The sequence below is a fragment of the Chitinophaga agrisoli genome (assembly GCF_008386695.1).
Lineage (GTDB): Bacteria > Bacteroidota > Bacteroidia > Chitinophagales > Chitinophagaceae > Chitinophaga > Chitinophaga agrisoli.
Window position 1 is genome coordinate 207,597 of the sequence record NZ_VUOC01000001.1, and the last position, 23,810, is coordinate 231,406.

Here is a 23,810-nt window from a genome sequence, read left to right on the forward strand (position 1 = left end):
ATGTCTAGTGTGATAATGTATACTACAGGCACAAGAGCGCCCGGCCAAAAATAAATCGCAAGTTTTAAGTACAAACCAGGGAGGCTGCTTTACCACTATACCTGTAATCCCGTTTAGATGGAAAACTACCTTATTGACGACACAAGTTTGCTGTCGTCGTTGAAAAGTGGCGACTATGCCGCTTTTAACACTGTATATAGACTATACAGCAAAACCTTATATCTTTTTCTGCAATACCGGTTGCAGGATGAGGACCTGTGCAGCGATATACTGCAGGATATATTCGTAGCGCTATGGGAAAAACGCGCCACCCTGCAGCCGGATGGCTGTCTGGAAGCCTATCTGCACCAGATAGCCCGTTTTAAGATCGTGGATATTTACCGGAAGAATATAAAGTCTAAAAAGTACTTCTCCGATTTCCGGGAGTACTTTGGCGCGGAATATTATGTAATAACGGAAACCCTGGACCATAAGAGTAACCTGGCCGCTGTAATGCATACCATTGACCAGCTGCCGCGTAAAATGAAAAAGATCTTTATGCTTAGCCGGTTTGAACATTTTACGGTGGATAATATCGCCACCCGGCTGGCCATCTCCCCACAAACCGTTAAGAATCAGCTCACAAAAGCCCTACGCATACTGCGTACCCATCATACCAATATTGACCTCTCTGTTTGTTTTATATTCCTGCTCCACCATGCTTTAACTTTTTTTCTAAAAAAATAGTACTTCACTAAGGCAACGGCGATAGTTATACCAAACCGACAGCCTTGGATTTACAAGAGATCAAAAAACTGCTGGAAAAATACCGGCAACAAACCTGCACAGAAGAAGAACGGGCACAGATAGAAGCCTGGTTAAACCCTGCAAGAACAGGGGATATGCCGGCCGACGAGGACGCACTAGAAGAAAAGCTCCGGCAAATAAAACTAAAAATAGACCTGCAGACCGCGCCACGGCCATTACGGGTTTTCCCTATCAAAAAATTGGCTGCCGCCGCGGCTATCCTGTTATTAATAGGCGGCGCCGCTGCCATGTGGATAAAACACAACACCCGCCCTACGCTGCCCCATACCATTGCCCAACAGGCTGTAGTACGCCGGCTAAGCAACGGATGGGTGACCATCAGCACCTCAAAAGGCATTACCCATACCGTAAAGCTACCGGATAGCAGCGTGGTGGTAATGAACGCCAATAGCCGCTTACGCTATCCCCTCACATTTACCAGCAATAAACGCCCGGTGTACCTGGAAGAAGGGGAGGCCTTTTTTAATATCGCCTCTGATAAAGCGCGGCCCTTTACGGTATATACACCTCATTTTGCCACTACCGCCCTTGGCACCGCCTTTAATATAAAGGCATATAGCAAAGAGCAGAAAGTGGCCATCTCCCTGATACAGGGTAAGGTACGGGTAGATAACCTGCAGCAGAACAGCGCCAGCAACGCCTCCCATATCCTGGCCCCGCATGAGCAGCTGATCCTGGATAAAGTATCTGCCCGGGTAAACAACACCCGCTTTGATGAAGAAGTATCCATTACCGGCTGGCAGCAAGGTATGATCCTGCTGAACGACGCTTCCAAAACAGATGTCATAAATAGTATAGAAAACAAATTTGCCGTAACAATAGAAGACCGCACCGGCGATACCCAATGGAGTTATACCGGTTCCTTTAAAACAGAAAGCCTGGAGGAAGTGCTGCAAACTATCTGCATGACCGAAGGGATACGCTTCTCACTCTCAGATCAGAACAAACACGTTGTACTCTACTAATGCCAAAAAAAGAAACGTACCATGAGATTACAGTTACACATCCTTAAAGCGCTATCGCTCACCGCAGCACTGATAGTGCCTTTTAGTGATACCCTTTGCACGATGGCCCAGGCCAGGGAACAAAGTGTAGCGCTGCAGCAAATGAGGCTGAGCCTGAACGCCAGGAACAAGCCTGTTGAAAAAGTATTGGCCACCATTAAAGACCAGACGGGACTTAACATCCATTATGACAGAACAAAAGTGAATGCGGACCGCTTAGTGTCCATGAACATGAAAAACGCCCCCGTAGATTCCGTGTTCAGCAGTCTTTCAGATCAAACCGGCCTGCTGTTCTCTATCGTGAACGATAAAGTGATCGTACGGGCCAAACAACAGGTAGTGAACGATATTACCGGTATCGTACGCGATAAATCAGGCGCCCCCCTCACCGGTGTTACTGTGCAGGTAAAAGGCATGTCGCGGGGTATACAAACAGACGTAAAGGGACATTACTCCATTTCCGCTGCGCCTGGCGATGTGCTGATCTTTAGCATGATCGGCTTCCTGAAAAAAGAGGTAACGGTTACCAGCAACAATGATATCAGCATAACACTGGAAGAAGATACCAAACAGCTGCAGGAAGTAATGGTAACGGCCCTGGGCATTAAAAAAGAAGACAGAAGGGTAGCGTACTCTATTACCAAAGTAGCTGGTGAAGAGGTACAGATTGCCAGGGAACCAACCTTTGTAAATGCCCTTGCCGGCAAGGTAGCAGGCGTAGTAGTACAATCGCCTTCCACTGGCCCTGGTGGTGCTACAAGGATCAGCATCCGCGGTAACTCCTCTTTTGGCAATAACCAGCCGCTGTACGTAGTAGATGGTGTGCCTATTAACAGCGCTCCAAGGGAAACAGTAGATGACAGCGGCAAAGAGTATGGCGGTAATGACCCCGGTGATGGGCTTTCCTTCCTGAATCCGGATGACATAGAATCCATCAACATATTAAAAGGCGCTACTGCCGGCGCGCTGTATGGCAGCCGGGCCCAAAACGGGGTGATCATGATCACCACCAAAAAAGGCCTGAAAGGGCAGGGACTGGGCGTGGATTTTAACAGCAATACGGTGCTGGAAACCATGGTGCCTTATGACGATGGACAGCTGCAATACGTATACGGCCGCGGCGACAATAACAAGATCTTTACTGCTGCTGATAATATCTCCAACAGCGGTTATGATACCGGCCTAAGCTGGGGCGAAAAATTTGCCGGCCAAACCTTCCTGGATATAGATGGCAAAACCAAACCTTATGTACCGGTAAAGGTGAAAGACCAGTTCAAGAATTTCTTTAGCACCGGCCTTACCACTACCAATAGCCTGGCCCTGTCCAAAGGATATGAAAGCGGTACCTACCGTTTATCATTGTCACAGACAAAAAATAACTCTTCTTATCCCGGCGAAGCGGGCCTGGAACGTTATAATGTAACCTTCAGGAATACGGCAGACATTGGGAAGCGTTTACACACAGATATAAAAGTGGACCTTTCCCGTACCAAACGTACCGGTATTCCATTGTTACGTGGCGATGACAGGGGCTCTTTCTCCAAGTTCTTTACCCGTACCGCCAACACCACGGATATAAGGCTGCTGGATCAGAAAGACAGCTCCGGTAATTTTCTCTATACCTATACCAATCCTTATTTAGGTATTGAGAAAACGAAGTATGACGAGTCCCAGGATCGTGTCCTGACCTCCTTTAACATCACCTACGATATTACCGATCATTTACACGCCCAGGTACTGGCAGGTTTGGATAAAGCGAACGTATCTACCTTATTTGCCGTTTACCCGAACAACAAATCAGACAACTCCGGTTTGCTGCGTCAGAATGAAAACAAGATCGAAGAGGATAACATCATGGCCATGCTCTCTTACGATAAAAAGGCGGGCAAGTTCTCTGTAGATGCGCATGCCGGCGTTAACTACCGTCATGCCACTACATCTGCCCTGCAGATCACAGGCCGCGATTTTGTAGACCCTACCCTGCTGGATTTCAAGAATACAACCGTAGCCGGCAGCGACATCCTTTCTCCGGATACGCGTAAAGAGGTATACTCTGTGTTTGGGTCTGCGCAGTTTGGGTACGACAACTACCTGTTCCTGGAAGTTACCGGCCGTAACGACTGGTACTCCGCATTGAGCTCCATTCGTCCGGGCGCATCAGACAATAGCCTGTTTTACCCTTCTGTGAACCTGAGCTATGTATTTACGGATGCGTTTGACATGCACAGCAACATACTTTCCTATGGTAAGGTACGTGCTTCCTGGGCCCAGGTGGGCAGTGATCCCGCTCCTCACCTGACCGATCTTGCATTTGCCATACAGCCTACCGTAAATGGCCTGCCCGGCGCGCAGATCAATAATACCACCTTACCTCCACAAGGCATTAAACCGGAAATAACAACAGAAAAAGAGTTGGGCGCTGAATTAAAGTTCTTTAATAACCGCCTGGGATTGGACGTTGCCGTATATGATAAGAAAACAAAGGACTTCCTGCTGAGCTCCACCGTTTCACGCAGCACCGGCTTTACATCCGTATACCTGAATGCAGGTTCCATGCAGAACAAAGGCATTGAAATATTGCTGACCGGCACTCCGCTGGAAACGAAAGATTTCAGCTGGGATGTAAGTGTGAACGCTGCGAAGAATAAAAACAAAGTGTTGACTTTAACGCCTGAACTGGCCGATAATGGCGTGGTATTCTATGATAAGATAAAGGCTAAAGTAGGCTATGCAATAGGTTCCATATTCGGCACTGCTTTACGTAAAGGCCCTAATGGAGAAGATGTATATAAAGGCGTGGACACCAATAGCGACGGCATACCGGATGTAGTAGTACAGGACAGGGGTCAGGTAACCTACGACAAAAGCGGTAAACCGGTTTCAGATGGTGGTGGCGCCGCAATAGTGAATAACGACGTTTACCTGGGTAATGCCAATCCTGACTGGACTGCCGGTTTAACAAATACCTTCCATTACAAAAACTTCTCGCTTAGTTTCCTGATAGACGGGCAATTTGGCGGCCAGATCTTTGAAGACGGTTACAGGTGGGCCTCTTTCTTTGGTAATACCAAAGCCACCCTGCAGGGAAGGGATGGTTCCTACACCCCGAAAGGCCTGATAGGCGCCACAGATGGCAATGGCGTTATCACCTTTGCGCCCAATACGCTGCCTTACAGCCCTTATCAGCAATATAATGCAGGCGGTACGCTGGCCTACTATGCAGACCAGTATTCTGTGTTCAGCAAAACCTTTATTAAGCTCAGGGAAGTTAAATTAGGTTACTCCCTGCCGGCAAGCGTAATAGGTAAAACACCGTTTAAGTCAGCCACCTTTACGTTGATAGGACGGAACCTGCTCTTCCTGAAGAAGAACACGCCCATATTTGACCCGCAAGGCTCTGACAGTGTTGGCAATGGCTTTGGCTTTGATTCAGGCAGCTTACCCACGAGCAGGACCTATGGCTTTAATCTTAACGTAAGGTTTTAAAAACATTCCCATGCAAAAACATATCTATCATAAATTATTACTGCTGCTTTTTATAGCGCCACTCTTTGCCGCATGTACAAAGAACCTGGGTGAATATAACCTGAACCCAGATGCCGTGGGCAGCGTACAACCCGGCTTTGTATTTTCCAATGTGCTTGTAAATACCAGCGCTATGGATATGGAGCCCAGAACCAACTATTGTCATGCATTTATGCAATATGGTTATTCCGGCTTCTGGTCTGGTACGGCATACAAATCTGATGACGGCATTGGATCCAGGAACTGGAGTAATTTTTACGGCAACACATCCACCACCAGCTCCGTGATCAAGAACCTGGAATATGTGATCTCCCAGATAAAGGATAATCCGGACCTGGTAAACACCTATGCCGCAGCCAGGATCTGGCGCGTATTTGTATATCAGAAACTGACCGATTTTTACGGTGACATTCCTTACACACAGGCAGGACAGGCCCTCTCTCAAAGGATCTTTACGCCGGAATATGATAAACAGCAGGATATTTATGCTGATTTCATAAAAGAACTAAGGGCCGCTATCGCACAGCTGAATGATGGCGCCAAAGGCGTACAGGGCGACCAATTCTATGCCGGCGCTCCCGCCCAATGGAAGAAGCTTGCCAATTCTCTGCTGCTGCGTATTGGTATGCGCCTCATCAAGGTGGATCCTGCACAGGCTGCCGCACTGGTGAAAGAAGCTGCAAACGGCGGCGTAATGCAAAGCAATAGCGATATGCCGGTGCTGCTGCACAATGTCAATATCCCTAACGGCTTTTATTTTAACCTGAACGATCAGCAGTTTAACCTGCATAAAACATTGGTAGACCATATGAAAGCCACCAAGGATCCCAGGCTCGCCATCTATGGCGCTACCTATGATAAACAGGTAAGAGACGGCGGGCACCTTGTATCCAGGGATACTTCCCTGTACATTGGTTATAGCTTTAATGCCAATGATCCTTTACCCACCGTGTATGTTAGCTACGAAATATTCCGCCCGCAGAACACACCGTTCTTTGATTTTCATTATGCCCAGGTAGAGTTCCTGCTGGCAGAGGCAGTATTGAGAGGCTTCATTACCGGCGATGCTAATGCACATTACCAGAAAGGCGTCACAGCCCATATGGCCTCCTTATCGCAGATGCCTACCGCGCCTTCCATTTCACAGGCGCAAATAGACGCTTACCTGGTGGCCAATCCGCTGACAGGTACTACCGATCAGCAGATTGAGAAGATAAATACAGAATTCTGGGTATCCGGTTTCCTGTTTGATGCAGATGAGGTATGGGCTAACTGGCGCAGGACAGGTTATCCCAAACTGACGCCCAACCCAACAGGGCAAATGCCTAATATCCCAAGGAAAATCCCTTATCCGCTGGAAGAGTTTTCATTAAATAATATCAATGTTACTAACGCATTAAAAGCCTATAATGGCGTAAATGACCTCAGTAGTCGGGTTTGGTGGGATAAGTGATTGACTACTACTTATTCTGAACAGTGAGCACTATGGGGGAATGCCAGGGGGTAGATCTGATGATCTACCCCTTTTTTATGCATACAGGCTGATGTACTGATTGATTAATGATCTTCGAAACAGGTGTTGAGGTGGCAGATAAAAAGCATCAGAGGAGGATATCCATATTTTTCAACCGGCATCGTTACTAAATGTTGTCAACCAATTTGCCAACGTGCGTGAAAAAGCAGGATACGCTCCCGCTGATGCTGTAACTTCTGGAAGAAATCTGTATTTTAATGGATAAATGGTTGCCAGGAACTGGTATAAGATGCATCCTCGTTTCACATAAATGGAATTGTTTGCGTCATTGCTCAATATAACTTCACATGCCTGGTTAATATAATAACAAAAAAGATGGTCCAATGTTCGATACCGCCATCATATCATGTAACAAGGAAACTTTGCCCATATGAAAACATCCAGCCGCACTGCTATTGGCGCCGCTACCCTGCGGGCCGCCCACCAGCTGATGGACGCTGAACCGCTGCTGCTGAAGGATGATGTGATCCTGCGCCTGCTAGAACCGGAGATCATACAACACATCCGTGAATTCCCGGATCTATACCGCCGGCCAGAGGCGGCTACGATGCGGACACACGTAGCGCTGCGCAGCCGCTATACGGAAGACAGCCTGCAGCAGGCATTTGAGAAGGGCGTACGGCAATACATGATACTGGGCGCCGGCTTCGATACCTTTGCATACCGCCAGCCCGCCTGGGCGGCCAACCTGCGGATCTTTGAAGTAGACCATCCCGGCAGCCAGGCACAAAAACAGCAACGGCTGGCGGAAACAGGCATCCCCCTGCCTGATAACCTGAGTTTTGTACCGGTGGACTTTGAGCGCAGCAGTATACCGGAGGCCCTGCAACAAACAAACTTTAACCTGCAGGCGCCCGTTTTTATTGGCTGGCTGGGTGTGCTTACCTACCTTACTATGGATGCGATAGACGCTACCCTGCGTTTCCTGGGCACATTACCCGCCGGTTCTGAACTGGTGCTTACTTTTTCCCGGCAGCAAAGCATGGAATATTTCTCTTCCCTGGCCAACCGGGCCGCGGCAATGGGCGAGCCATGGATCACCCATTTTAGCCCGGAGGAGCTGGCGGACAAGCTGCATAGCCATGGTTTTACCTCCGTATCCTTTCTTACCACAGAAAAAGCGTTACCTTATTTTCAAGGCCGCACAGATGGGCTAATGCCTCCCCGCCGTGCCTCCCTGGCCCATGCCATTATATAACCCACGGCTGTGCCGGGTAAACGCCTGCCTGCAAAAATTTTCCGTAACTTCTGGGTGATATATGCCCTTTTCAGGACACTATTATTAAAACCTATCTGATATGCAGGAAAAAGAAGCGCAAGGGCTAACAGCCCTCTACCGGGATACCTTTCCACAGGTAGCGCGGGTAGTGCAGCAGCTGGGGGGAGACCTGGAAACAGCCAAAGACCTTTTCCATGACGCACTGATCATTTACCTGGAAAAACAGCAACAGCTGAACGTCCGGACATCCGTACCCGCCTACCTCATAGGCATCACTAAAATATTATGGTTCCGCAAGTTCAGGAATGATAGCCGCCAGCGGCCATTGGATGATGTGGCGGATGATATCAGCATACCCGAGGATTTCTATACACCACCGCCGGAAAAAAACCGTACCCTGCTGCAACACCTGCAGGTGGCCGGCAAAAAATGTATGCAGCTGTTGCAGGCTTTTTATTACCGGCAACTATCCATGCAGGAGGTAGCGGAAACATTCGGCTACAAAAGCACCCACTCCGCCACCGTGCAGAAATATAAATGTCTGGAGAAAGTAAGGGAACAGATAAAACAGGCCAATTATGAGGCAGCTACTACATGAAGTACAGGAAATAGATCAATACCTGCTGCGTAAAATGCCGGCGGGTGATAAACTGGTGTTTGAGGCCCGCATCCTTACGGACCCGCAGCTGGAGGAAAATGCAAACTGCCAGCAGCAGGCACACCAGCTTATACGCTGGCTGGGCAGGGCAAAACAACGGGTAACATTACATAATATCCATCACCAGCTTTGGCAGGAAGACGCTGCCTTTAAAGCGGAGATCACCGCCATCTTCAAATAACATAATACCTAACGCCATGCTCATACCTACCGTATTGGATAGCGCCACCCGTGGCGCCTATGACATCTATAGCCTGTTGCTAAAGGAACGGATCGTTTTCCTGGGCTCCGCCATTGACGATCAGAGCGCCAACCTGATCGTTGCCCAGCTACTGTACCTGGATAGCGAGAACCACTATCCGGTGCGGCTGTATGTACACTGCCCGGGCGGCAGCGTGTACGCCGGCCTTGCTATCTATGATACCATGAAGATGATGAAATCACCCGTATCTACAGTGGCCGTTGGTTTTACCGGCAGCATGGGCACGGTGATACTTACCGCAGGCGCGCCGGGCCAGCGGTATGCGCTGCCCAATGCCACCATTCACATGCACCCTACCAGCGGAGGCGCTAAAGGATATACGGAAGATGTAAGTATTGCTTACCGGGAACAAGAGCGGCTGCAAAATCACCTGTTTCAGTTAATAGGCAAACACTCCGGGCATACACGGGAGGAGATAGAAGAAACTTTCCGGCGGGATAAATTCATGCACGCACTGGATGCAAAGGATTTTGGCTTAATAGATGAAGTGCTGGGCGATAAGGGGGAACTACCGTTACTGGCCGGCGCCGGCATGCCTGCCCTGCAACGCTGACCGGAAACACACAAGCCGGAGGGGCAACTCCGGCTTGTGTATTGGTGAAAAAGATTATTTGCTCTGCTTGTGTGTTCTATCACATATACCTTGATTGAATGATGAATGCCTACTTTTTTCTTACAGGTTTCGGATAGCCCTGTATTGATTGTATACAATACGTTCTATTTTTCAGGCAGCCAGCGGTTCAACAGCGGCCTTTTTTGTGTCTTCATTTTCGTATAACATAATACCAGCAAACCCCAGTATCACAAAAAAGATATTAAATACCAGGTGCTGGTTCCAGGTCATATTTTGTAATACGCCCCCGCAGGAGCAAGGGATATAATCACTAAAATTCAGGATGGCCACTATGTATGCGGTAAACATGGTCATAAGGCTGAACGCTGCATAAAACCCTGCCAGCATCCATTTGGGAACAGTCAGCAAGATCACTACCACCAGTTCCACAGCCGGCACCGCCCACGCTACATAACCTGCAAAAGCGGTCAGCAGCGGCGATTTGCCCAACTCCGTACTGAAGTTGTCATAATCCAGCAGCTTGTTTACACTGGCATATATAAACAGTATAATAAACAGGTAAGCAATAATATCAACAACGGTTTTCTTCTTCATAGGGCAAAGATGAACAGTTGATTATTTTGAAGTCAGCATATAAATATATTAATCCTATCAATATCTTTTCGTTAATCTCCGGTTAATGTCACAGAGACACGATTTGCGGGTATATTAACAGTTACATTAACTATTGATTACCTAATAACAAGATGATAAATCCGAACTTTAATCCGAGGAATTATATATGCATATTCGCATCAGTGCGAAGAAAACCGGATCTCACCATCCGGTTTTTGTTAATTATGAGGGCATAAATCATAACCATGTCTTGATGTAAAACCTGCAGCCGGATAAGTTCATCCGGCTGTTCCATTATTAGGCCCTAAGCCATTTAAATGCTGTAAATTCGGGCTCAGCTGATCAACCGTCCCCAACATGCAAATAACCGTCATAAAAACCGAATTGCCGGAAGTTGCAGCCTTCCGTCTCCTGTTCCTCCAGGAAAATGATTTTCAATTTGTGCATAACAAATGCCACCTGTATGGCTGGGCAGATACATACCTGCTGCTGGCAGATGGGAAACGGATAGGGTATGCCGCCGTATGGGGACAGGAAAGCCGGGAAGAGCGGGATGCCGTCTTTGAGTTCTATGTGATCCCTGCTTTCCGGAAAGCGGCCAATCTCATTTTCCCGGAGTTGCTGGCCGTATGCGGCGCTCCTTATATAGAATGCCAGAGCAATGACCATTTGCTAAGTTCCATGTTATATGAACATGCCCATCATATCAACGCAGAAGCCATCCTGTTCGAAGAACATTATACTACACAACTAACCGTCCCGGACATTACATTCCGCAGGCTACCCAATGCCACAGATACCGCAGACAATGCGGGCGGTTATGTGCTGGAACGGCAGAATGAGCTCGTGGCCGATGGCGGTTTTATGCTGAATTATAATATGCCCTATGCAGATATCTATATGAACGTGATGGAAGGCCATCGCCGGCAGGGCCTGGGCAGTTATATTGTACAGGAACTGAAACGCGAGGCCTACCTGATGGGCCGGGTGCCGGCGGCCCGCTGTAATATCCGTAACCAGGCGTCCAAAGCCACCCTGCTTAAGGCCGGCTTCCGTAATTGTGGAGTAATAATGAAAGGCGAAGTAAGAAGGTAATATAGGAAATCCCATTTTTTGCTTACTTTTCTACACAGCTAATCTTTCCCCGTTATGAAAAAAATGCTTTTCTCCCTCTTTGCCGCCTTACTCTTACATACTGCCTTACAGGCCCAAAAGAACGCGCCGCAAGTGTTACTGCGACTTGATGATAATGGCATGAACCACGCAGTTACCATGGCCATACAACAGGTGGCCGCCACCGGCATCCATTTTTCCTCTTCTGTGATGTTTGCCTGCCCGTGGTACCAGGAGGCAGTAGCAATGCTGAAAAAATATCCCAACGTATCCGTAGGCGTGCACCTGGTGCTCAACAGCGAATGGAAGTACTATCGCTGGGGCCCTGTATTGGGCCAGACCGCAGTACCCAGCATTGTAGACAGTAATGGTTATTTTTATCCTTCGACGAAAGAGTTCCTGGAAAGCCATTATAAACTGGAAGATGTAGAGAACGAGCTGGCAGCCCAGATCGAGCGCGCCCTCCGCTCCGGGCTTAAGATCGATTATATAGACTATCATATGGGCACTGCCGTATCCACACCGGAACTGCGCGGTATTATAGAAAAACTGGCTAAACGTTACCAGCTGGGTATATCCCGTTACTTTGGAGAAAACTATCAGACCATGTTTGATGTGTCTGTGGCAGATAAGAAAAAAGAGTTCCTGAAACGCCTGAGCGCCCTGCAGCCGGATAAAGTGAACCTGCAGGTGCTGCATGTGGCACAGGCCACTCCGGAGATGAACGCGCTGGTGGATATGAATAATAAAGACCAGCATTCCGCTTCACAGCCACTGGTAGCCATGCACCGGTCCACAGAGCTGGGCATGGTATTATCGCCGGAGTTCCAGCGCCTGGTAAAGACCGGAGCGATTAAACTGGTAACATATAAAGACCTGGTGGCGGAAAAGGGTCTGGAGAGTATGAAGGCGCCGGCGCAGTAAAGCAGCTACCGCAGGTTAAAAATGCGCGCTGGTCAGAGATAAAACGCCAAATAAAAGCGCATATACCGGCGTTGCAATACCCAGGAAAAGAGACGGAACCAGCCATAACAAAACGGCAGCACAACCTGTAAACAGTATATATTTCCCATGCCTGCGGGCGCGATCGCTAAAGGCGTATGCACGGCTGCCATCCGGCAAGGTCTTTTTAGTTCTTAGCATAAAGAACCCAATAAACAATCCCAACGCGCCAAGAAATGCCGCAGACAGGTACCCAATAAAGATCCAGAGGTTATTGCCATTATCCGGCTTTGCCAATGATCTGATCCGTTGCTGATCAATACGCTCCAGGTCTGCATCCGTTAATTCAATGCCCCTTGTTTTAAGCAGGTGAAGCGCCAGGGCATAATCATAATTACCCCATTCATCTTTTTTCTCTATGACCTCCATCAGCTCCTCATCAGAAAAAGACAACAGATAATAATTCTCCTCCACCTCATGCAGTTTCACGTCTATTGACTCACGCACCAATGTTTCTGCTGTTTTGAAAGCGCCGGACGGGATCTTTACCCAATACGCCGGATCAAACTGCTGACCGATAAGGTTAGTATCCAGTAATGCTTTGTTGATCTCCAGCTGGCTGGGGATATTGTGGGTATCCAATAACTGTTGTATGGCCTGGGCTTCTTCCAGGGATTCGAGCTTCCGGAATGTGAGATATTGCGACATATAGGTAAGGGATATTCCGCAAAAGTAATATTTCAGGGTTAAAAAAAAGCGGAATGGTTTTAACGTAAAAACCATTCCGCCTGCTTATCTATCAAACAACTCACCCGGCCTGCGGTTGAGGATAACCTTTCAACCCGCCAAAGGGATCAGTTTCAGCTACCAGCCGGATCGTACCACCCGCCTCTTCATCGGTAAAAGGAGTATGCGCTATTTTCCTGATCAGCATCCGCTGGTACTCCCAATTGGCTTGTCCAGCCCATGCCTGATCAGGAGCTACTTTCCATGGGTAGTCTTCACTGGGCAGCGATGGGAATTTAAGACCTATATTCCATCTGCCTGCCACATCCGGGACAAAATGCCGGTTTACCTGTACCATTACGCCATCCACATAAAATTCTACCCTGTCCGCATACCAGTCAAACCTGAATTCATGGAACTTCCCGTCCCAGATATCTTTTCCAACGCTTGCAGGCATAGACAGATTATCCGCTCCGTAGCTACTGAGACCGTCGCTCTCCCCCACCTGGCCTTTCCAGTTGCTGCAACGCACAGTGTCTTTCCGGGGGCCGTAAGCCTCGTGTGGATCTACGCTTATTTGGGCCCAGCTTTCCAGTAATTGTGGCGCGGCCGGATTATTTAACTGCCAGATGCCGTCTTTCGTTGGTTCGGGATCCCCTTCCACCGCCGCACATTCGCCGGCCCAGGCAATGTAATAACCAGCAGAAAGCATGTCCTCAACAGAAGAAAAGAACGCGTTAGCATTAGTGCTGGGGAGCTCCATGTCGATCTCGCTTTTTGCTACCACATAGGCGCCACCACTATATTGGTCGCCCTCGCTATATAACCCTTGTGCCAGTAATTCCGCATAACGCGGGTCCCTGTCGTATGCCTTTACATAGTGAGAGATCCAGAATGAAGGAGCAACGCCTATTTCAGCAGGCAGCATGGCCTCTACTACATAACGGCCATAACCGTAATAATCTCTGGAAGATAGCGCCGCGCCCACTCTTGTGGTCCAGGGCAAAGGGGTGAAGGGGTCTTCCGGCAGATCATGGTATTTTGGGGCCCCATCTTCTGTAAATCCTTGTGAGCGGCCATCATAACGATCTCCATGCGCTTCAAGCACAAGCAGGTTATCCTGCACATAAATGTGTTTGGAAGATACGCCTCCATCAGCGCTGCTCCAGCCCTTTGACATGGAATTGAATACGGTCCGGATGGCATCCGGAGACTCGCCGTCTTCTTCACTCACGAAATCAAGCGTTATGGGATCCTCTACTTTCTCCATGGATAATATCTCGATCTCCACGGGAGTACTTTTGCCAGTACTGTCTTCGATATAAAACAGTTGGTTTCCGGTAGGCACATCCGCAGGCAGCGTATAAACAATCCGGCCATTCTCCAGCGTGATCATGTTCTCCAGCGGGATGCTGTATTTATCGTTAAAGCTATTGCTGTACTCCAATATGCCAACAGGATAAGGTGTATGCTGGTATTTTTGGGCAATACTGTTATCCATAGCAACGGAACTGAAGTAGATGTTGCTGAAGACGCCTCCGGCAGCACCAATATTTGCAACTGGCTGAAAATCGTCCGGAAGCGCAGTGGCCGCAGTAAATGCGCCTGTAAATGTATTAGCGCCATTCAGCCATAGCTGCGATCCGGTAGCATCACTGGGGCGGTAGATCAGTACCTGGTTCCATGCATCTGTGTTAATTGTATTGGTGCTGATGAGCTCCTGCTCAATAGCATCCTTATGATGGCGCCAATGCACCTTTTTCGTATCACAGTTAACATACACAGACACGCCATTGTTAAAGAACGGGAACTGTTGAATGTCCATCAGCGGCCACATACCTGTAGTTGGCAGATCTGCGGCAGCCACATAGAAATGTACGCCGATTGCGAACCGGGCGCTTAAATTAAGCAGGAATGTATTATTGAAACGACAGAATATACCGCCTGAGTTCACCTTTAAACCTGGCAGGCCTTCCTTTCTCGCCCACTCCCAGTCATTTGGCGTGTTCACTTCGTCGTTGCCCCCAGCCCAATCCTCAGTGGTGTATGCCAGGCTGTAATAACCGCCATCCCTGGAAGGCAGCATGGCATCCCTGAAATTGGCAGTGCTGGTGTAGGTCAATTGGGAACCTGGGTAGTATGCTTTAGGGAGGGTTTCGATCTCGAATATGCCCGGTGTAGTAAATGACATGGTGGCCTGTCCTCCTTCAGTGTCATTATTGTAAAGGGCGAACACATAGTCCGTTGCGTTATCCAGGTCATTTATCACCGGCGGGTTTAATATGGTGCCATCGGGATATACCAGCAGATCGTCCGCAATGGTCATATAGTTTGCATTGATCTCTTCGTTTCTATTCAGGATGCGCAGCGTCATCAGCTGTGGCAGGGATGGCTGCTTGCCAGTTTCCCAGTATATTTTTCCTAGTTTAATGTTCATTTTTAGATAATTTAACAAGACAACTAAACGAAGTAGTCAATTTCGAAGGCAGCCATTGCGCCAGGATTGCTGACAATACCTTTCGTCATGTATAATCTGAACCAGCGGTTACCTTCCTGGTCAAATTTCTCATACAGCTCTCCACCGCCTGTTATAAGCGGGCAGATCACCTGGGCGCCCGGCAGTGCGGCGGGGTACTGTGCGTTCAACTGATCGTCAGACAATGGCGACAGTACATCCGGTCTTACTATTTTCGCCCGGCTGGCCGTCATCGCCTGTACCTGCTGATAAAGGATAAGATATGACTCCTGGTCGGCCTTACTGTCTACCAGGCTGCGCAGCCCGGTCATACTGTCTATATCCAGTTTGTCTTCTGTCTTATGTACAAAGCTGTCAAGCCAGTCCCAGAATTGGTCCTGTGTGGGATACTTTCCCGTTTGAAACCAGTTTTTTAAATTATTGCGTTCACGTATTGCCATGTGGTTATAATTTCATTATCCAGAGAGTTACAAAGTAAGGAGGGCGGTTCTCATGCGCCGCACCGTCTCCTGTGTTCGTTGTGTCAAAGGTTGTCAGGAAACTAGGATCAGGCTCTACCCGCTTGTGCATGTAGAAATTGTCAGTGGAATACTTTGTCCCAGACCCTGTAATGCTTCCGCCTTGGCCTAGAGTAATACTCACTTGAAGCAGCGGATTTCCGCGCGCGGACACCTGTGTAGCGCCTGTATGCATGTGAGGCGGCAGTTGCCCAACAGAAAGGGATACAAATTCCTGTCCGCCAACAACACCCGTTTTATTATAATCTGCTTTGGATGCATCATATCCCACAGCAAACCTGCCACCGCGGTTCTGCGTGCCGTTGTTGCCGTTACAGATAGCCCAACCGGCCCTTTCATTTATACCCAGGCCGGTATTGTCAAAGTTTGCCTGCATGTAAGCGGCATCGCAATCCACCTCAATAACATCCCCTCTCTTCCATATCCTTGACAGTTGGGCATTCATCGCATCTATTATGCTTTTCATCCCGGTGAGTGTACCTATACGCTGCAGATTGCTGTAGGGGATACCACCGGCCGCAAAACGCGCGCTACGGGTAAAGTACACGGTACGGCTTACCTGGTCAGCGAAGATCCTGTCTTCCGTATTTTCTTCAATGATCCAGGTAGATTGTTTGGGGCCGCCTGTAAACGGCAGCAATTCACCGTTATAGCTGATCCAGCCGCCTGCCACCGTATCCCCTGTATCTTCCATACCGGCCACTATTACAGCGTCCCCTGCCAGCCTGGCCAATGCGGCCAGCGCATTCCGGTACGACTGCTGCATAAAGTCCAGCGTGTACTGGGTCATGGGAAATCCGCCCAGATTTGTTAATTGTTCTACTTTGTTCATACTTTTTGAATTTTATAGCGCTTCCCGGCCAGTTTATAGTTGTCGATCAATGCGGTCATCTCATTTTCATTATAGGTCAGATCTGACGGCGCCAACACAAAGAAGTCAACCGATCCGCCGCCTATTTCAGCATCCGTAAAAAGATGCACCGGCCTGTTCTCTGCTTCCGTATAAATGTATACCGGCTTAAGCTCCTGCTCCTGGTAGATATATTCGGACGTAAGCACGACTGCATCCTTGATACTGATCCTCCGCCCCGCTATATCATACCGGTCATTGAGCAGCTTCTCCAGGTACACCACCTGCGGCGTGATAGAAAGCCGGTAAAGATTAGCATCTCTATTGCGCCGGAACTGCTGGTACAGATAGTTGACCGGATTGGTTAAAGCCTGTAGCCAGGCTACGTGTTTTACTGTCCGCAGTCGTGGTGGTAACAGGAGCCTGACCAGTTTTGGAAGATCTACATCAAATGGTTTACTCATAGGATTACACTTTGTGGGAAATATTTGATCTGCAGATCGGCGTCATTATCCACGATCCTCAGGTAACCCGCGTCAGGGCTGTATTGTACGTCAATCTCCGTAAAAGGGAGGTCGCCGTATCTTGCCTGTGCGTGCCTGATGTGAGGGATCACTACGCCGTCTACCTGTTGTATGGCATCTACGAGATAGGCCAGTACCATGGTGCCGTTAAAGGGGAGGTTCCGCAGGTACTCCTTTATCCTCTTTCCAACAGGATCCGGATCTGTACCGTCCAGCCTGGCGCCGTTGCCATCCAGTACAAGTGGATTATAGTAAATGTCCATCTCAAGCCGGAGGGGGTCTGCTACCAGGCTATCTATGATCAGGGGGGTAACGCCAGCATCCTTGATACGGTTCATATACTCCGTAAAGGCCTGCAACTCCACATCAGACAGAGCGCCCAGGTCATCCTCATTGATCTTTGCCACTTTGATCCGGAGGCCTCTTTCCTGCTCTACTACCGCACTAAAAGCAATGATCTTCCTGGCGGCTATCTCATCTTCAGAGAGACGGGAGTTATCATAATAATCCTCCTCAGGTATCAGATCAGAGCCATGCTGAAAATCCCTTGCTTTATTGGCATACCAGCGCAAGCTATGCGGCGCTTTTTCATTGATGAGGGTATTTACCTCAGTCCTGTGAAGATCAAACAGGTTTTCAAGCACCCATACGGTTACGGCTACGATGTAGGTCCACATCCGCCATATGGCCGTTTTACTGGTGCTGTTCAGATCAGCCAGACCATCCGTTGCCGCCATTCTGTTAATAATATCATCCTGTATTTCGGTGATTGTTCTTGCCATAATAATATTTTTACGCTTGTTTTTAACTTACACGGAAATCTACCTGTATCGCCATGTAGCCCATCCCGGTTTTTACGACTGCTTCGTCTGCCAATGTGTAACCATTAGCAGGTATCACCTGTTCATCTTTCAACGTCTGGAACGTACGCCGGTCTGCAATCTCTACATCAGGCGCCCATAAGGCGCTGCCTGATACCAGATCGTCCGTAATACTGATCCCATTTGCCAGAGCGAAATCGAAGAGTGCGTTAATGCTGCCTGTACGCTGCATGGATAGGTCCATCAGGCATTGATGGGGTTTTACGTTAACTGTTTCCATAAGTTGCATCAATATTTAGCTGACCGGTATTTGTGATGTTGATCGTCTTTACCTGCATTCCGTCAGCCGTGAATTGCTTGCGGATCTCCCGCAACAAGGCTGAGGTATCATTATCTTGCAGGTAACCAAAAGCGTCGATACCAACGGCAGGGAATTCTTTGATGTTTCCCCTGTTATTTATCAGTAACAACTGCTGATGTTGCAGATCGCTATTGCCGGCGTTCAGGTCGCCTGCCCGTACATCGAGGTCCAGGTCTTGGGTTAACAATATGTCTTTCATAATAAATTACCTTTGAATGGGCCGGTTACCGGGCCGCCTGCGGTGCCGGGCGGCGCCATTAAACCGGTGATATAATTAATCTCCGCTGTTTTAACATAGGTATCCACCGCTTCCGCCAGTTTATTACAAAGGGTATCCAACGTCTGCTCCTCATCACCATTATCATCCTTCATATTTTTAAAAGCACTTTTAATGCTTTGCGCTAATGCGCTCTTGTTTAGGGCCATATGATCATTTTAAAAGTTTAGCTAACCGGTCTTTGATGTCCGTAAAGGCAGATTTGTTCATAGGGGCATAGATGGTAATGATCTCATCCAGGAGATCGTCCAGGCATTTTTTCAGGGAATCATCACCAGCGCTCAGCTCCAGGCCGTCCTTATCCAGTTCCAGGTATTTTTCGCCTACCGTGCATTTCAGCAGCTCCGGCTCCTCTATACTGATCACTATGAAATTATCGCTCTTATTGATCCTGGCTATCAGCACACTGCTGCCCTTGACCGGGAATATCAGCACACCCTTACCATCGTCATCGATCACGGAGCGTAAGCGCACATCATATATATGCACCCCGTCAAAAGTGACAACATCGATGGTCCCGTTCTCTATATCTGAGTTTTCCACCTCGGCAGGTATAATGGTGGCCTTTTCCCGGCTCAGGTTCCTGAGCGCTTCAATCAATTGTGCCTGTTGTTTGCTCATTTTACTTACTTATTTTGCGGCCTAGTTCGCAAAGCCTCCGTCCGCCGCCATTGCCAAAATTCACTTCAGTACTTTCTATCAGATAGGTGCCTTCCCGTTCCTTGTAGTTCGGATCTTTAAGCACAGCGCCATAACCGGGAAGGGCAAAGGGCGCCAGGAAGCCTGTTATTTTTCCTTCATAGCCATCATAGCGCAGGTCTTTTACGTTCTTTTCGGCCATTTTTTTCAGTTCCGCTTCCGTCAGATTGTGCTGTGCAAAAATGGTATTGACAACGCCATTGCTATCTCCGGCTTCCGCCTTCGTCGCGCGGTTTCTTGTATTAAAGGAGACCATCCTTACCAGCAATTTTATATCTTCTGCTTTCCTGAATTTCAACTCATCATCCTTTACCAGGTTCCAACCTATCTGGTATCCAACCTTCTCATTATTCTCCTCATTCAGATAGGCGAGTCCTGCATACAGCTCCTTTCCCGAAAAATAAACGGTGAGGTAAAGATTCTTCTTGAGCCAGTCCAGGGCTGCTTTTCCACTGATATCGCCTTCGCTGATCTGCTGTACATCCATATCCGGTATACTGCTACTCAGCGTAATGTCCGTTCCTGATACCAACTTAGCCAGCAGATCTTTTAGCTTTTCAGGCTTCTTTCCGGTTGACCAATGCACATTCTTCCTGCCTAACTGCCAGCTATATCCCTCGCATTCTATTACACAGGGGGTAGCCGCATTCACTCTTCTTACAAATCCGGTGAACTCAAGATGAAGCGCATCTTCCTGATCGTATCCCAACCAGATCTCCACCTTATTCCCTTCCTGGAAACGGGCAGGCGTTGGAACTGACTCCGGCACATTGGTGGTGCTGGTCTTTAAGCGGGAAGACGCAGGTAAAGTGATGAGGGCGGTGTCAACAAAGGAATGGATGCTCTTTTTTATTTTTACGGCCGTTACGGTCTCCATCTTATAGTCACCTATTATCATCTTGCATTTAAGTACAAACATTTATTTAATAATTAGTTCAAATGCACGGTCACTGACCAGATTCATTTCAAATGTCTTCACATTCTGTATACCGGCCATTTCCGGCCAGCTGATATCTGTAATGACCACGCTATTGTTGTCCGTTAAAAAAATATCCGTCAATGCGCTGCTGATCGTCAAATTGGTATTCTTACTATAGAGCTCATGGATGGCGGTTATCTCCGCTTCCGGATAGCTGTTATTTTCAATGATGATAATACCTTTGATATTGATCTTGTAATCTTCCTGTCCTATCAGCTCTTTTACTGTACCTATACGGCCTACCAGAACGCTTTCCACAATGGTCTTCTTGTTGGTGACCTTGATCACCGGATTAGGAAGGTTTACCTCTCCCAATTTTACAGGCATGAAATAGGGGCGTCCAAAAAGGCCTTTAGCGAAGTAATCAACTTTTTTAGATGATTGTTCGGGCTGATCGGCGATATCAAAGACCGGGGGGTGATACCCCCACGTGTCTTTGAATATTTTTTTTAAATCGTAACTGACTGGCATAATTAAATTGTTATTGCATTTGCACTGTTTAAAACCCGGAGAAGGGATTCTGTCACGATCTGTTCCATATCCGACACTCCTTCTTTGAAGGTGGTAGAGCTGATGTTGAGATTATCAAAAAGCTTTTGCAGGTTGATGACCACACTACGCGCTCCGCCACTGGTAATACCTTCTGCCTTATCCTTGGCGCCAGCTCCCGCGCTGTTTATTTGTGTATCTGCGGTAGGTCTGGGCCGCGGTTTCATTTTTGTAGTAGCCGGCGCTTTAGGGCTTGCAGCAGGTGCAGGTGTGTTTCCGGTAGCTGACAGACCATATCCGTAAGCGGAGACAGCCAATCCAGTATTCACAGGCGCCGCAGTGGGGGCCTTTACACTCCAACCGGTTTCCTTGGGCGCAGTGACGGCTGTAGCCGCCTGTGACGCATCCATTTCCTGACTATATCCCTCCATGAAGGACTTGCCTACCTGTTTCCCATTTTCAAAGGCATGTTCAGCCGCAGTGATTCCTACCAGGTCCTTTACAGCCTTTTTACCCGTTTCCCAGGCTTTGGACCAATCTCCCTGGAATACATACATAAGCGCCTCTCCAAGCCCGCTAATGCCATTTATCACGCCTTTTATACTGTCTATTATTAAATCCCATATCAGGGACCCAAAGGCTTTCAGTCCTTCCCAGGCGCCCATAACAACAGCCCTGAAACCTGCAAACGTATTCCAGGCATAGAACAGCACGGCTACAACTGCCCCAATGGCAATTGCTACCCATTGCAACGGACTAAAGGCCATTGCCAGGTTGAACAAAGTCTGTGCGGTCTTTGCAAAATTTATCCCCATCGTCAAAAGCTGGTAGCCCACATATGCGCCGCCTATCGCCGACACCAGTACTCCTATCTCTGTTCCGTACTCCGCGATCCAGCTTGCGCCTTCCTGAAGCAAGGTGACCATAGGGATCAGCGCATTGTTGACAAATGTTTCCATGGTGGGTAATAATGTGGTTCCGAGCTGACCTCCGGCTGCCTCCAGGCGCTCTGTGAACTGCTGCCATGATCCGGCGGCGGTTTCGCTTTGCGCCTGCATAACGCCAAAGAACTGCCCCCCGGGCCCTGTTGCAGTAGCAAGGGAGTTAGTAAACTGTGCTGCGGTGATCAATCCCGCTTCCAGATCCGCCTGCAGGTCTGTTATGGATTTACCCGATGTCCGGGCCATTTCTGCCAGGGGATCAAACCCGGCGCCCACCATTTCCTTCAGGGTATCGGAGGTCAGCTTTCCATCCGTCTGTATTTTGCCAAAGGCGGCAGTCATCGCATCCAGTTTCTCTTTGTCGCCCCGGCTAACATCCCCAAGCATAGTGAGTGTAGGCACTATATTAGCGGCGGCTGTTCCAGACATCAGTAATGCCTGGGCGCTTTCCTTCAATTCTGCCGGACTGAAGGGAGTACTAAAACCCAGTTCCTCCAGGCTTCCTATCAGCGCTTTTGCCCTGAGAACACTACCGGTAAGCTGCTGAAAAGTTGCTTCCGTTTGCTGCGTCTCCATGCCCATTTTAAGTAGGGCTGCTCCGCCTTTGATAATACTGGCTACGAACTTCTCTCCCTTGTCATCTTCTTTTTCTTCCTTTGGGGCTGGCTTTTTCGCCATTTGAGCAGACATTACAGCAGCAGCGCTCGAACTTGCCATAGCTATATGAGTGGTGCTTTCCCTGAGTTCGCGTATAGACGAACCCAGGGTTTGAGTGGTAGACACCACGCTTTTGTGGAGAATAGTCATATGACTATTGGCAAATTCGGCAGCCGCCCCCATCTGATAAAGCTCTTCACTTGTTGTTTCTGCCATTTTTTTTATTTCTTTTTTAGCACGATCCTACCTTGACAGTAATGGCAATCCTTTCAACTCCCGCTGCCGTATGTCGTGCAGTTGTGCATATTTTTCTGCCCATTGTGCATCACTAAGCAGCGAGGTGTCAACCTGGGGCAGATAATATTCGAACAGCGTTTGAATGTACCCTAGCGGGTTCTTATCAAATTCGCCGGACGCCTCGCTTAAAGCTTTTCCACTTCCACCTTCTTCGCTTCCAACAGCTTATCCAGCTGTGCACCCAGGCCGTACAAGTAAGACTTGTCGCTCAGTATTTCCTCATCTCCACCCAGCCAGGTTGATTTCAGGATAGTTTCATGATAAGCCAGCGGATCGCCTGTGATCAGGGTCATGGCATAACTTACCTCATCCCTGTTGGGTTTCCGGCAATAGCCGGTTTTACCGTCGGTGGCTGTTAGTTTAAATACATCTTTATACTTCTGCTTCCAGGCGTTGATGTGGTCTTGGGTAATGGCTACCGGTGTTTCTACTGTCATAATATATTAAGTGTATAGGTATTGTTTTTAAAATAAGGTGATCGTGCTATTTGATTATACGTTCTGCTGTAAGCCCATGAAAATTATCGGCATGGTGATCTCCATGAACTTAGCGCCTTGTTCCCAGCCTTTTTCAAATTCCTTGAACTGGAAGGCGCGGATAATATCTGTACGGGGAACGGAAAGGCCCTCTTTTATGTAGGTAACAACGATGTCTGCGGTGAGATCCAGCAGATCCCTGCCACCGGCTGCCCTTACGGCATCATTCAGTATATCGTATTCAAACTTCAGCAGCTTGATCTCTCCTTCATAAGTGCGTTTGCCGCGTTGGATACCAATAGGCTCGTCACCAGCGCCATGCAGATGCTCTTTTTCCTGCACCAGCTTATATTTAATACCACGGATGCCTACCAGTTCTTTACCCAGCACTACCACTCTCATGTTGGCCCAGGTACATTCTTTGTTGTCAAAAATCATAATAGTTTGTTTTTAGGGTGAATAACTG

26 protein-coding genes are annotated in these 23,810 nt (G+C 48.3%); 10 read left to right on the forward strand and 16 right to left on the reverse strand.

Annotation, left to right across the window (positions count from 1 at the left end; all coding sequences use genetic code 11):
* Nucleotides 1-117 precede the first annotated feature (117 nt).
* From F0L74_RS00805 to F0L74_RS00840, 8 genes are all read left to right on the forward strand, one after another.
* Nucleotides 118-726: an RNA polymerase sigma factor gene (locus tag F0L74_RS00805; RefSeq protein WP_149835946.1), complete on the forward strand. Its 609-nt coding sequence runs from the start codon at nt 118-120 to the stop codon at nt 724-726.
* Between the two features lie 44 nt (nt 727-770).
* Entirely contained in the window at nt 771-1,772 is a 1,002-nt protein-coding gene (locus F0L74_RS00810; RefSeq protein WP_149835947.1) for a FecR family protein, read from the forward strand.
* Nucleotides 1,773-1,793: 21 nt separating this feature from the next.
* Complete coding sequence (locus F0L74_RS00815; protein ID WP_149835948.1) at nt 1,794-5,297, forward strand: SusC/RagA family TonB-linked outer membrane protein; 3,504 nt, start codon at nt 1,794-1,796, stop codon at nt 5,295-5,297.
* A gap of 10 nt (nt 5,298-5,307) precedes the next feature.
* Nucleotides 5,308-6,789 (forward strand): SusD/RagB family nutrient-binding outer membrane lipoprotein, encoded by a 1,482-nt coding sequence (locus tag F0L74_RS00820; RefSeq protein ID WP_149835949.1) that lies wholly within the window; start codon nt 5,308-5,310, stop codon nt 6,787-6,789.
* A 451-nt stretch (nt 6,790-7,240) separates the two neighbouring features.
* Nucleotides 7,241-8,068 carry a class I SAM-dependent methyltransferase gene (locus F0L74_RS00825; RefSeq protein ID WP_149835950.1) on the forward strand — a complete coding sequence of 276 codons (828 nt, stop codon included), beginning with the start codon at nt 7,241-7,243 and terminating at the stop codon, nt 8,066-8,068.
* A 100-nt stretch (nt 8,069-8,168) separates the two neighbouring features.
* On the forward strand, nt 8,169-8,687 hold the full coding sequence (locus F0L74_RS00830) for an RNA polymerase sigma factor (protein WP_149835951.1): 519 nt from the start codon (nt 8,169-8,171) through the stop codon (nt 8,685-8,687).
* A complete protein-coding gene (locus F0L74_RS00835) occupies nt 8,668-8,928 on the forward strand; it encodes a hypothetical protein (RefSeq protein WP_149835952.1) in 261 nt (86 codons plus the stop codon). The genes F0L74_RS00830 and F0L74_RS00835 overlap by 20 nt, the downstream gene beginning before the upstream one ends.
* 16 nt (nt 8,929-8,944) lie before the next feature.
* A complete protein-coding gene (locus tag F0L74_RS00840; RefSeq protein ID WP_149835953.1) occupies nt 8,945-9,562 on the forward strand; it encodes a ClpP family protease in 618 nt (205 codons plus the stop codon).
* A 171-nt stretch (nt 9,563-9,733) separates the two neighbouring features.
* Here F0L74_RS00840 and F0L74_RS00845 read toward each other — a convergent pair whose 3' ends face one another.
* Nucleotides 9,734-10,177, reverse strand: coding sequence for a MauE/DoxX family redox-associated membrane protein (locus F0L74_RS00845; protein WP_149835954.1), 444 nt, complete (start codon nt 10,175-10,177; stop codon nt 9,734-9,736).
* A 378-nt stretch (nt 10,178-10,555) separates the two neighbouring features.
* Between F0L74_RS00845 and F0L74_RS00850 the strand changes: the two genes are divergently transcribed.
* Together F0L74_RS00850 and F0L74_RS00855 are read left to right on the forward strand one after the other, a co-directional pair.
* Complete coding sequence (locus F0L74_RS00850; RefSeq protein WP_149835955.1) at nt 10,556-11,293, forward strand: GNAT family N-acetyltransferase; 738 nt, start codon at nt 10,556-10,558, stop codon at nt 11,291-11,293.
* A gap of 54 nt (nt 11,294-11,347) precedes the next feature.
* Nucleotides 11,348-12,235 (forward strand): ChbG/HpnK family deacetylase, encoded by an 888-nt coding sequence (locus tag F0L74_RS00855; RefSeq protein WP_213086862.1) that lies wholly within the window; start codon nt 11,348-11,350, stop codon nt 12,233-12,235.
* A gap of 15 nt (nt 12,236-12,250) precedes the next feature.
* Here F0L74_RS00855 and F0L74_RS00860 read toward each other — a convergent pair whose 3' ends face one another.
* The 15 genes from F0L74_RS00860 to F0L74_RS00930 form a co-directional block, all read right to left on the reverse strand.
* On the reverse strand, nt 12,251-12,961 hold the full coding sequence (locus F0L74_RS00860; RefSeq protein WP_149835956.1) for a hypothetical protein: 711 nt from the start codon (nt 12,959-12,961) through the stop codon (nt 12,251-12,253).
* A gap of 100 nt (nt 12,962-13,061) precedes the next feature.
* Nucleotides 13,062-15,416 (reverse strand): LamG domain-containing protein, encoded by a 2,355-nt coding sequence (locus F0L74_RS00865; RefSeq protein WP_149835957.1) that lies wholly within the window; start codon nt 15,414-15,416, stop codon nt 13,062-13,064.
* Between the two features lie 23 nt (nt 15,417-15,439).
* A complete protein-coding gene (locus F0L74_RS00870; RefSeq protein ID WP_149835958.1) occupies nt 15,440-15,895 on the reverse strand; it encodes a hypothetical protein in 456 nt (151 codons plus the stop codon).
* A 4-nt stretch (nt 15,896-15,899) separates the two neighbouring features.
* The gene (locus F0L74_RS00875) at nt 15,900-16,805 is read right to left on the reverse strand and encodes a hypothetical protein (protein WP_149835959.1); all 906 of its coding nucleotides are present in this window, start codon (nt 16,803-16,805) and stop codon (nt 15,900-15,902) included.
* Nucleotides 16,802-17,287 (reverse strand): hypothetical protein, encoded by a 486-nt coding sequence (locus tag F0L74_RS00880; protein ID WP_149835960.1) that lies wholly within the window; start codon nt 17,285-17,287, stop codon nt 16,802-16,804. The genes F0L74_RS00875 and F0L74_RS00880 overlap by 4 nt, the downstream gene beginning before the upstream one ends.
* A complete protein-coding gene (locus F0L74_RS00885; protein ID WP_149835961.1) occupies nt 17,284-18,129 on the reverse strand; it encodes a nucleotidyltransferase in 846 nt (281 codons plus the stop codon). The genes F0L74_RS00880 and F0L74_RS00885 overlap by 4 nt, the downstream gene beginning before the upstream one ends.
* Before the next feature lie 22 nt (nt 18,130-18,151).
* Nucleotides 18,152-18,448, reverse strand: a complete 297-nt coding sequence (locus F0L74_RS00890; RefSeq protein WP_149835962.1) for a hypothetical protein — start codon at nt 18,446-18,448, stop codon at nt 18,152-18,154.
* On the reverse strand, nt 18,435-18,728 hold the full coding sequence (locus F0L74_RS00895; protein WP_149835963.1) for a hypothetical protein: 294 nt from the start codon (nt 18,726-18,728) through the stop codon (nt 18,435-18,437). Before F0L74_RS00895 ends, F0L74_RS00890 begins: the two co-directional genes overlap by 14 nt.
* Nucleotides 18,725-18,955, reverse strand: coding sequence for a hypothetical protein (locus tag F0L74_RS00900; RefSeq protein WP_149835964.1), 231 nt, complete (start codon nt 18,953-18,955; stop codon nt 18,725-18,727). Before F0L74_RS00900 ends, F0L74_RS00895 begins: the two co-directional genes overlap by 4 nt.
* 4 nt (nt 18,956-18,959) lie before the next feature.
* Nucleotides 18,960-19,427, reverse strand: a complete 468-nt coding sequence (locus F0L74_RS00905; RefSeq protein WP_149835965.1) for a hypothetical protein — start codon at nt 19,425-19,427, stop codon at nt 18,960-18,962.
* Between the two features lies 1 nt (nt 19,428).
* A complete protein-coding gene (locus tag F0L74_RS00910) occupies nt 19,429-20,424 on the reverse strand; it encodes a hypothetical protein (protein ID WP_149835966.1) in 996 nt (331 codons plus the stop codon).
* A complete protein-coding gene (locus F0L74_RS00915; RefSeq protein WP_149835967.1) occupies nt 20,425-20,811 on the reverse strand; it encodes a DUF6046 domain-containing protein in 387 nt (128 codons plus the stop codon).
* Between the two features lie 146 nt (nt 20,812-20,957).
* Nucleotides 20,958-22,787 carry a tape measure protein gene (locus F0L74_RS00920; RefSeq protein ID WP_149835968.1) on the reverse strand — a complete coding sequence of 610 codons (1,830 nt, stop codon included), beginning with the start codon at nt 22,785-22,787 and terminating at the stop codon, nt 20,958-20,960.
* A gap of 206 nt (nt 22,788-22,993) precedes the next feature.
* Nucleotides 22,994-23,305, reverse strand: a complete 312-nt coding sequence (locus F0L74_RS00925; protein WP_149835969.1) for a hypothetical protein — start codon at nt 23,303-23,305, stop codon at nt 22,994-22,996.
* Nucleotides 23,306-23,359: 54 nt separating this feature from the next.
* Nucleotides 23,360-23,782, reverse strand: coding sequence for a hypothetical protein (locus F0L74_RS00930; RefSeq protein ID WP_149835970.1), 423 nt, complete (start codon nt 23,780-23,782; stop codon nt 23,360-23,362).
* Between the last annotated feature and the right edge of the window lie 28 nt (nt 23,783-23,810).

Bases quoted from the DNA above. Each gene is read 5' to 3' on its own strand.
- F0L74_RS00805 (WP_149835946.1), top strand. From the start codon at position 118: ATGGAAAACTACCTTATTGACGACACAAGTTTGCTGTCGTCGTTGAAA.
- F0L74_RS00815 (WP_149835948.1), top strand. From the start codon at position 1,794: ATGAGATTACAGTTACACATCCTTAAAGCGCTATCGCTCACCGCAGCA.
- F0L74_RS00820 (WP_149835949.1), top strand. From the start codon at position 5,308: ATGCAAAAACATATCTATCATAAATTATTACTGCTGCTTTTTATAGCG.
- F0L74_RS00825 (WP_149835950.1), top strand. From the start codon at position 7,241: ATGAAAACATCCAGCCGCACTGCTATTGGCGCCGCTACCCTGCGGGCC.
- F0L74_RS00830 (WP_149835951.1), top strand. From the start codon at position 8,169: ATGCAGGAAAAAGAAGCGCAAGGGCTAACAGCCCTCTACCGGGATACC.
- F0L74_RS00835 (WP_149835952.1), top strand. From the start codon at position 8,668: ATGAGGCAGCTACTACATGAAGTACAGGAAATAGATCAATACCTGCTG.
- F0L74_RS00840 (WP_149835953.1), top strand. From the start codon at position 8,945: ATGCTCATACCTACCGTATTGGATAGCGCCACCCGTGGCGCCTATGAC.
- F0L74_RS00845 (WP_149835954.1), bottom strand. From the start codon at position 10,177: ATGAAGAAGAAAACCGTTGTTGATATTATTGCTTACCTGTTTATTATA.
- F0L74_RS00850 (WP_149835955.1), top strand. From the start codon at position 10,556: ATGCAAATAACCGTCATAAAAACCGAATTGCCGGAAGTTGCAGCCTTC.
- F0L74_RS00855 (WP_213086862.1), top strand. From the start codon at position 11,348: ATGAAAAAAATGCTTTTCTCCCTCTTTGCCGCCTTACTCTTACATACT.
- F0L74_RS00860 (WP_149835956.1), bottom strand. From the start codon at position 12,961: ATGTCGCAATATCTCACATTCCGGAAGCTCGAATCCCTGGAAGAAGCC.
- F0L74_RS00865 (WP_149835957.1), bottom strand. From the start codon at position 15,416: ATGAACATTAAACTAGGAAAAATATACTGGGAAACTGGCAAGCAGCCA.
- F0L74_RS00870 (WP_149835958.1), bottom strand. From the start codon at position 15,895: ATGGCAATACGTGAACGCAATAATTTAAAAAACTGGTTTCAAACGGGA.
- F0L74_RS00875 (WP_149835959.1), bottom strand. From the start codon at position 16,805: ATGAACAAAGTAGAACAATTAACAAATCTGGGCGGATTTCCCATGACC.
- F0L74_RS00880 (WP_149835960.1), bottom strand. From the start codon at position 17,287: ATGAGTAAACCATTTGATGTAGATCTTCCAAAACTGGTCAGGCTCCTG.
- F0L74_RS00885 (WP_149835961.1), bottom strand. From the start codon at position 18,129: ATGGCAAGAACAATCACCGAAATACAGGATGATATTATTAACAGAATG.
- F0L74_RS00890 (WP_149835962.1), bottom strand. From the start codon at position 18,448: ATGGAAACAGTTAACGTAAAACCCCATCAATGCCTGATGGACCTATCC.
- F0L74_RS00895 (WP_149835963.1), bottom strand. From the start codon at position 18,728: ATGAAAGACATATTGTTAACCCAAGACCTGGACCTCGATGTACGGGCA.
- F0L74_RS00900 (WP_149835964.1), bottom strand. From the start codon at position 18,955: ATGGCCCTAAACAAGAGCGCATTAGCGCAAAGCATTAAAAGTGCTTTT.
- F0L74_RS00905 (WP_149835965.1), bottom strand. From the start codon at position 19,427: ATGAGCAAACAACAGGCACAATTGATTGAAGCGCTCAGGAACCTGAGC.
- F0L74_RS00910 (WP_149835966.1), bottom strand. From the start codon at position 20,424: ATGTTTGTACTTAAATGCAAGATGATAATAGGTGACTATAAGATGGAG.
- F0L74_RS00915 (WP_149835967.1), bottom strand. From the start codon at position 20,811: ATGCCTGTAAAATTGGGAGAGGTAAACCTTCCTAATCCGGTGATCAAG.
- F0L74_RS00920 (WP_149835968.1), bottom strand. From the start codon at position 22,787: ATGGCAGAAACAACAAGTGAAGAGCTTTATCAGATGGGGGCGGCTGCC.
- F0L74_RS00925 (WP_149835969.1), bottom strand. From the start codon at position 23,305: ATGACAGTAGAAACACCGGTAGCCATTACCCAAGACCACATCAACGCC.
- F0L74_RS00930 (WP_149835970.1), bottom strand. From the start codon at position 23,782: ATGATTTTTGACAACAAAGAATGTACCTGGGCCAACATGAGAGTGGTA.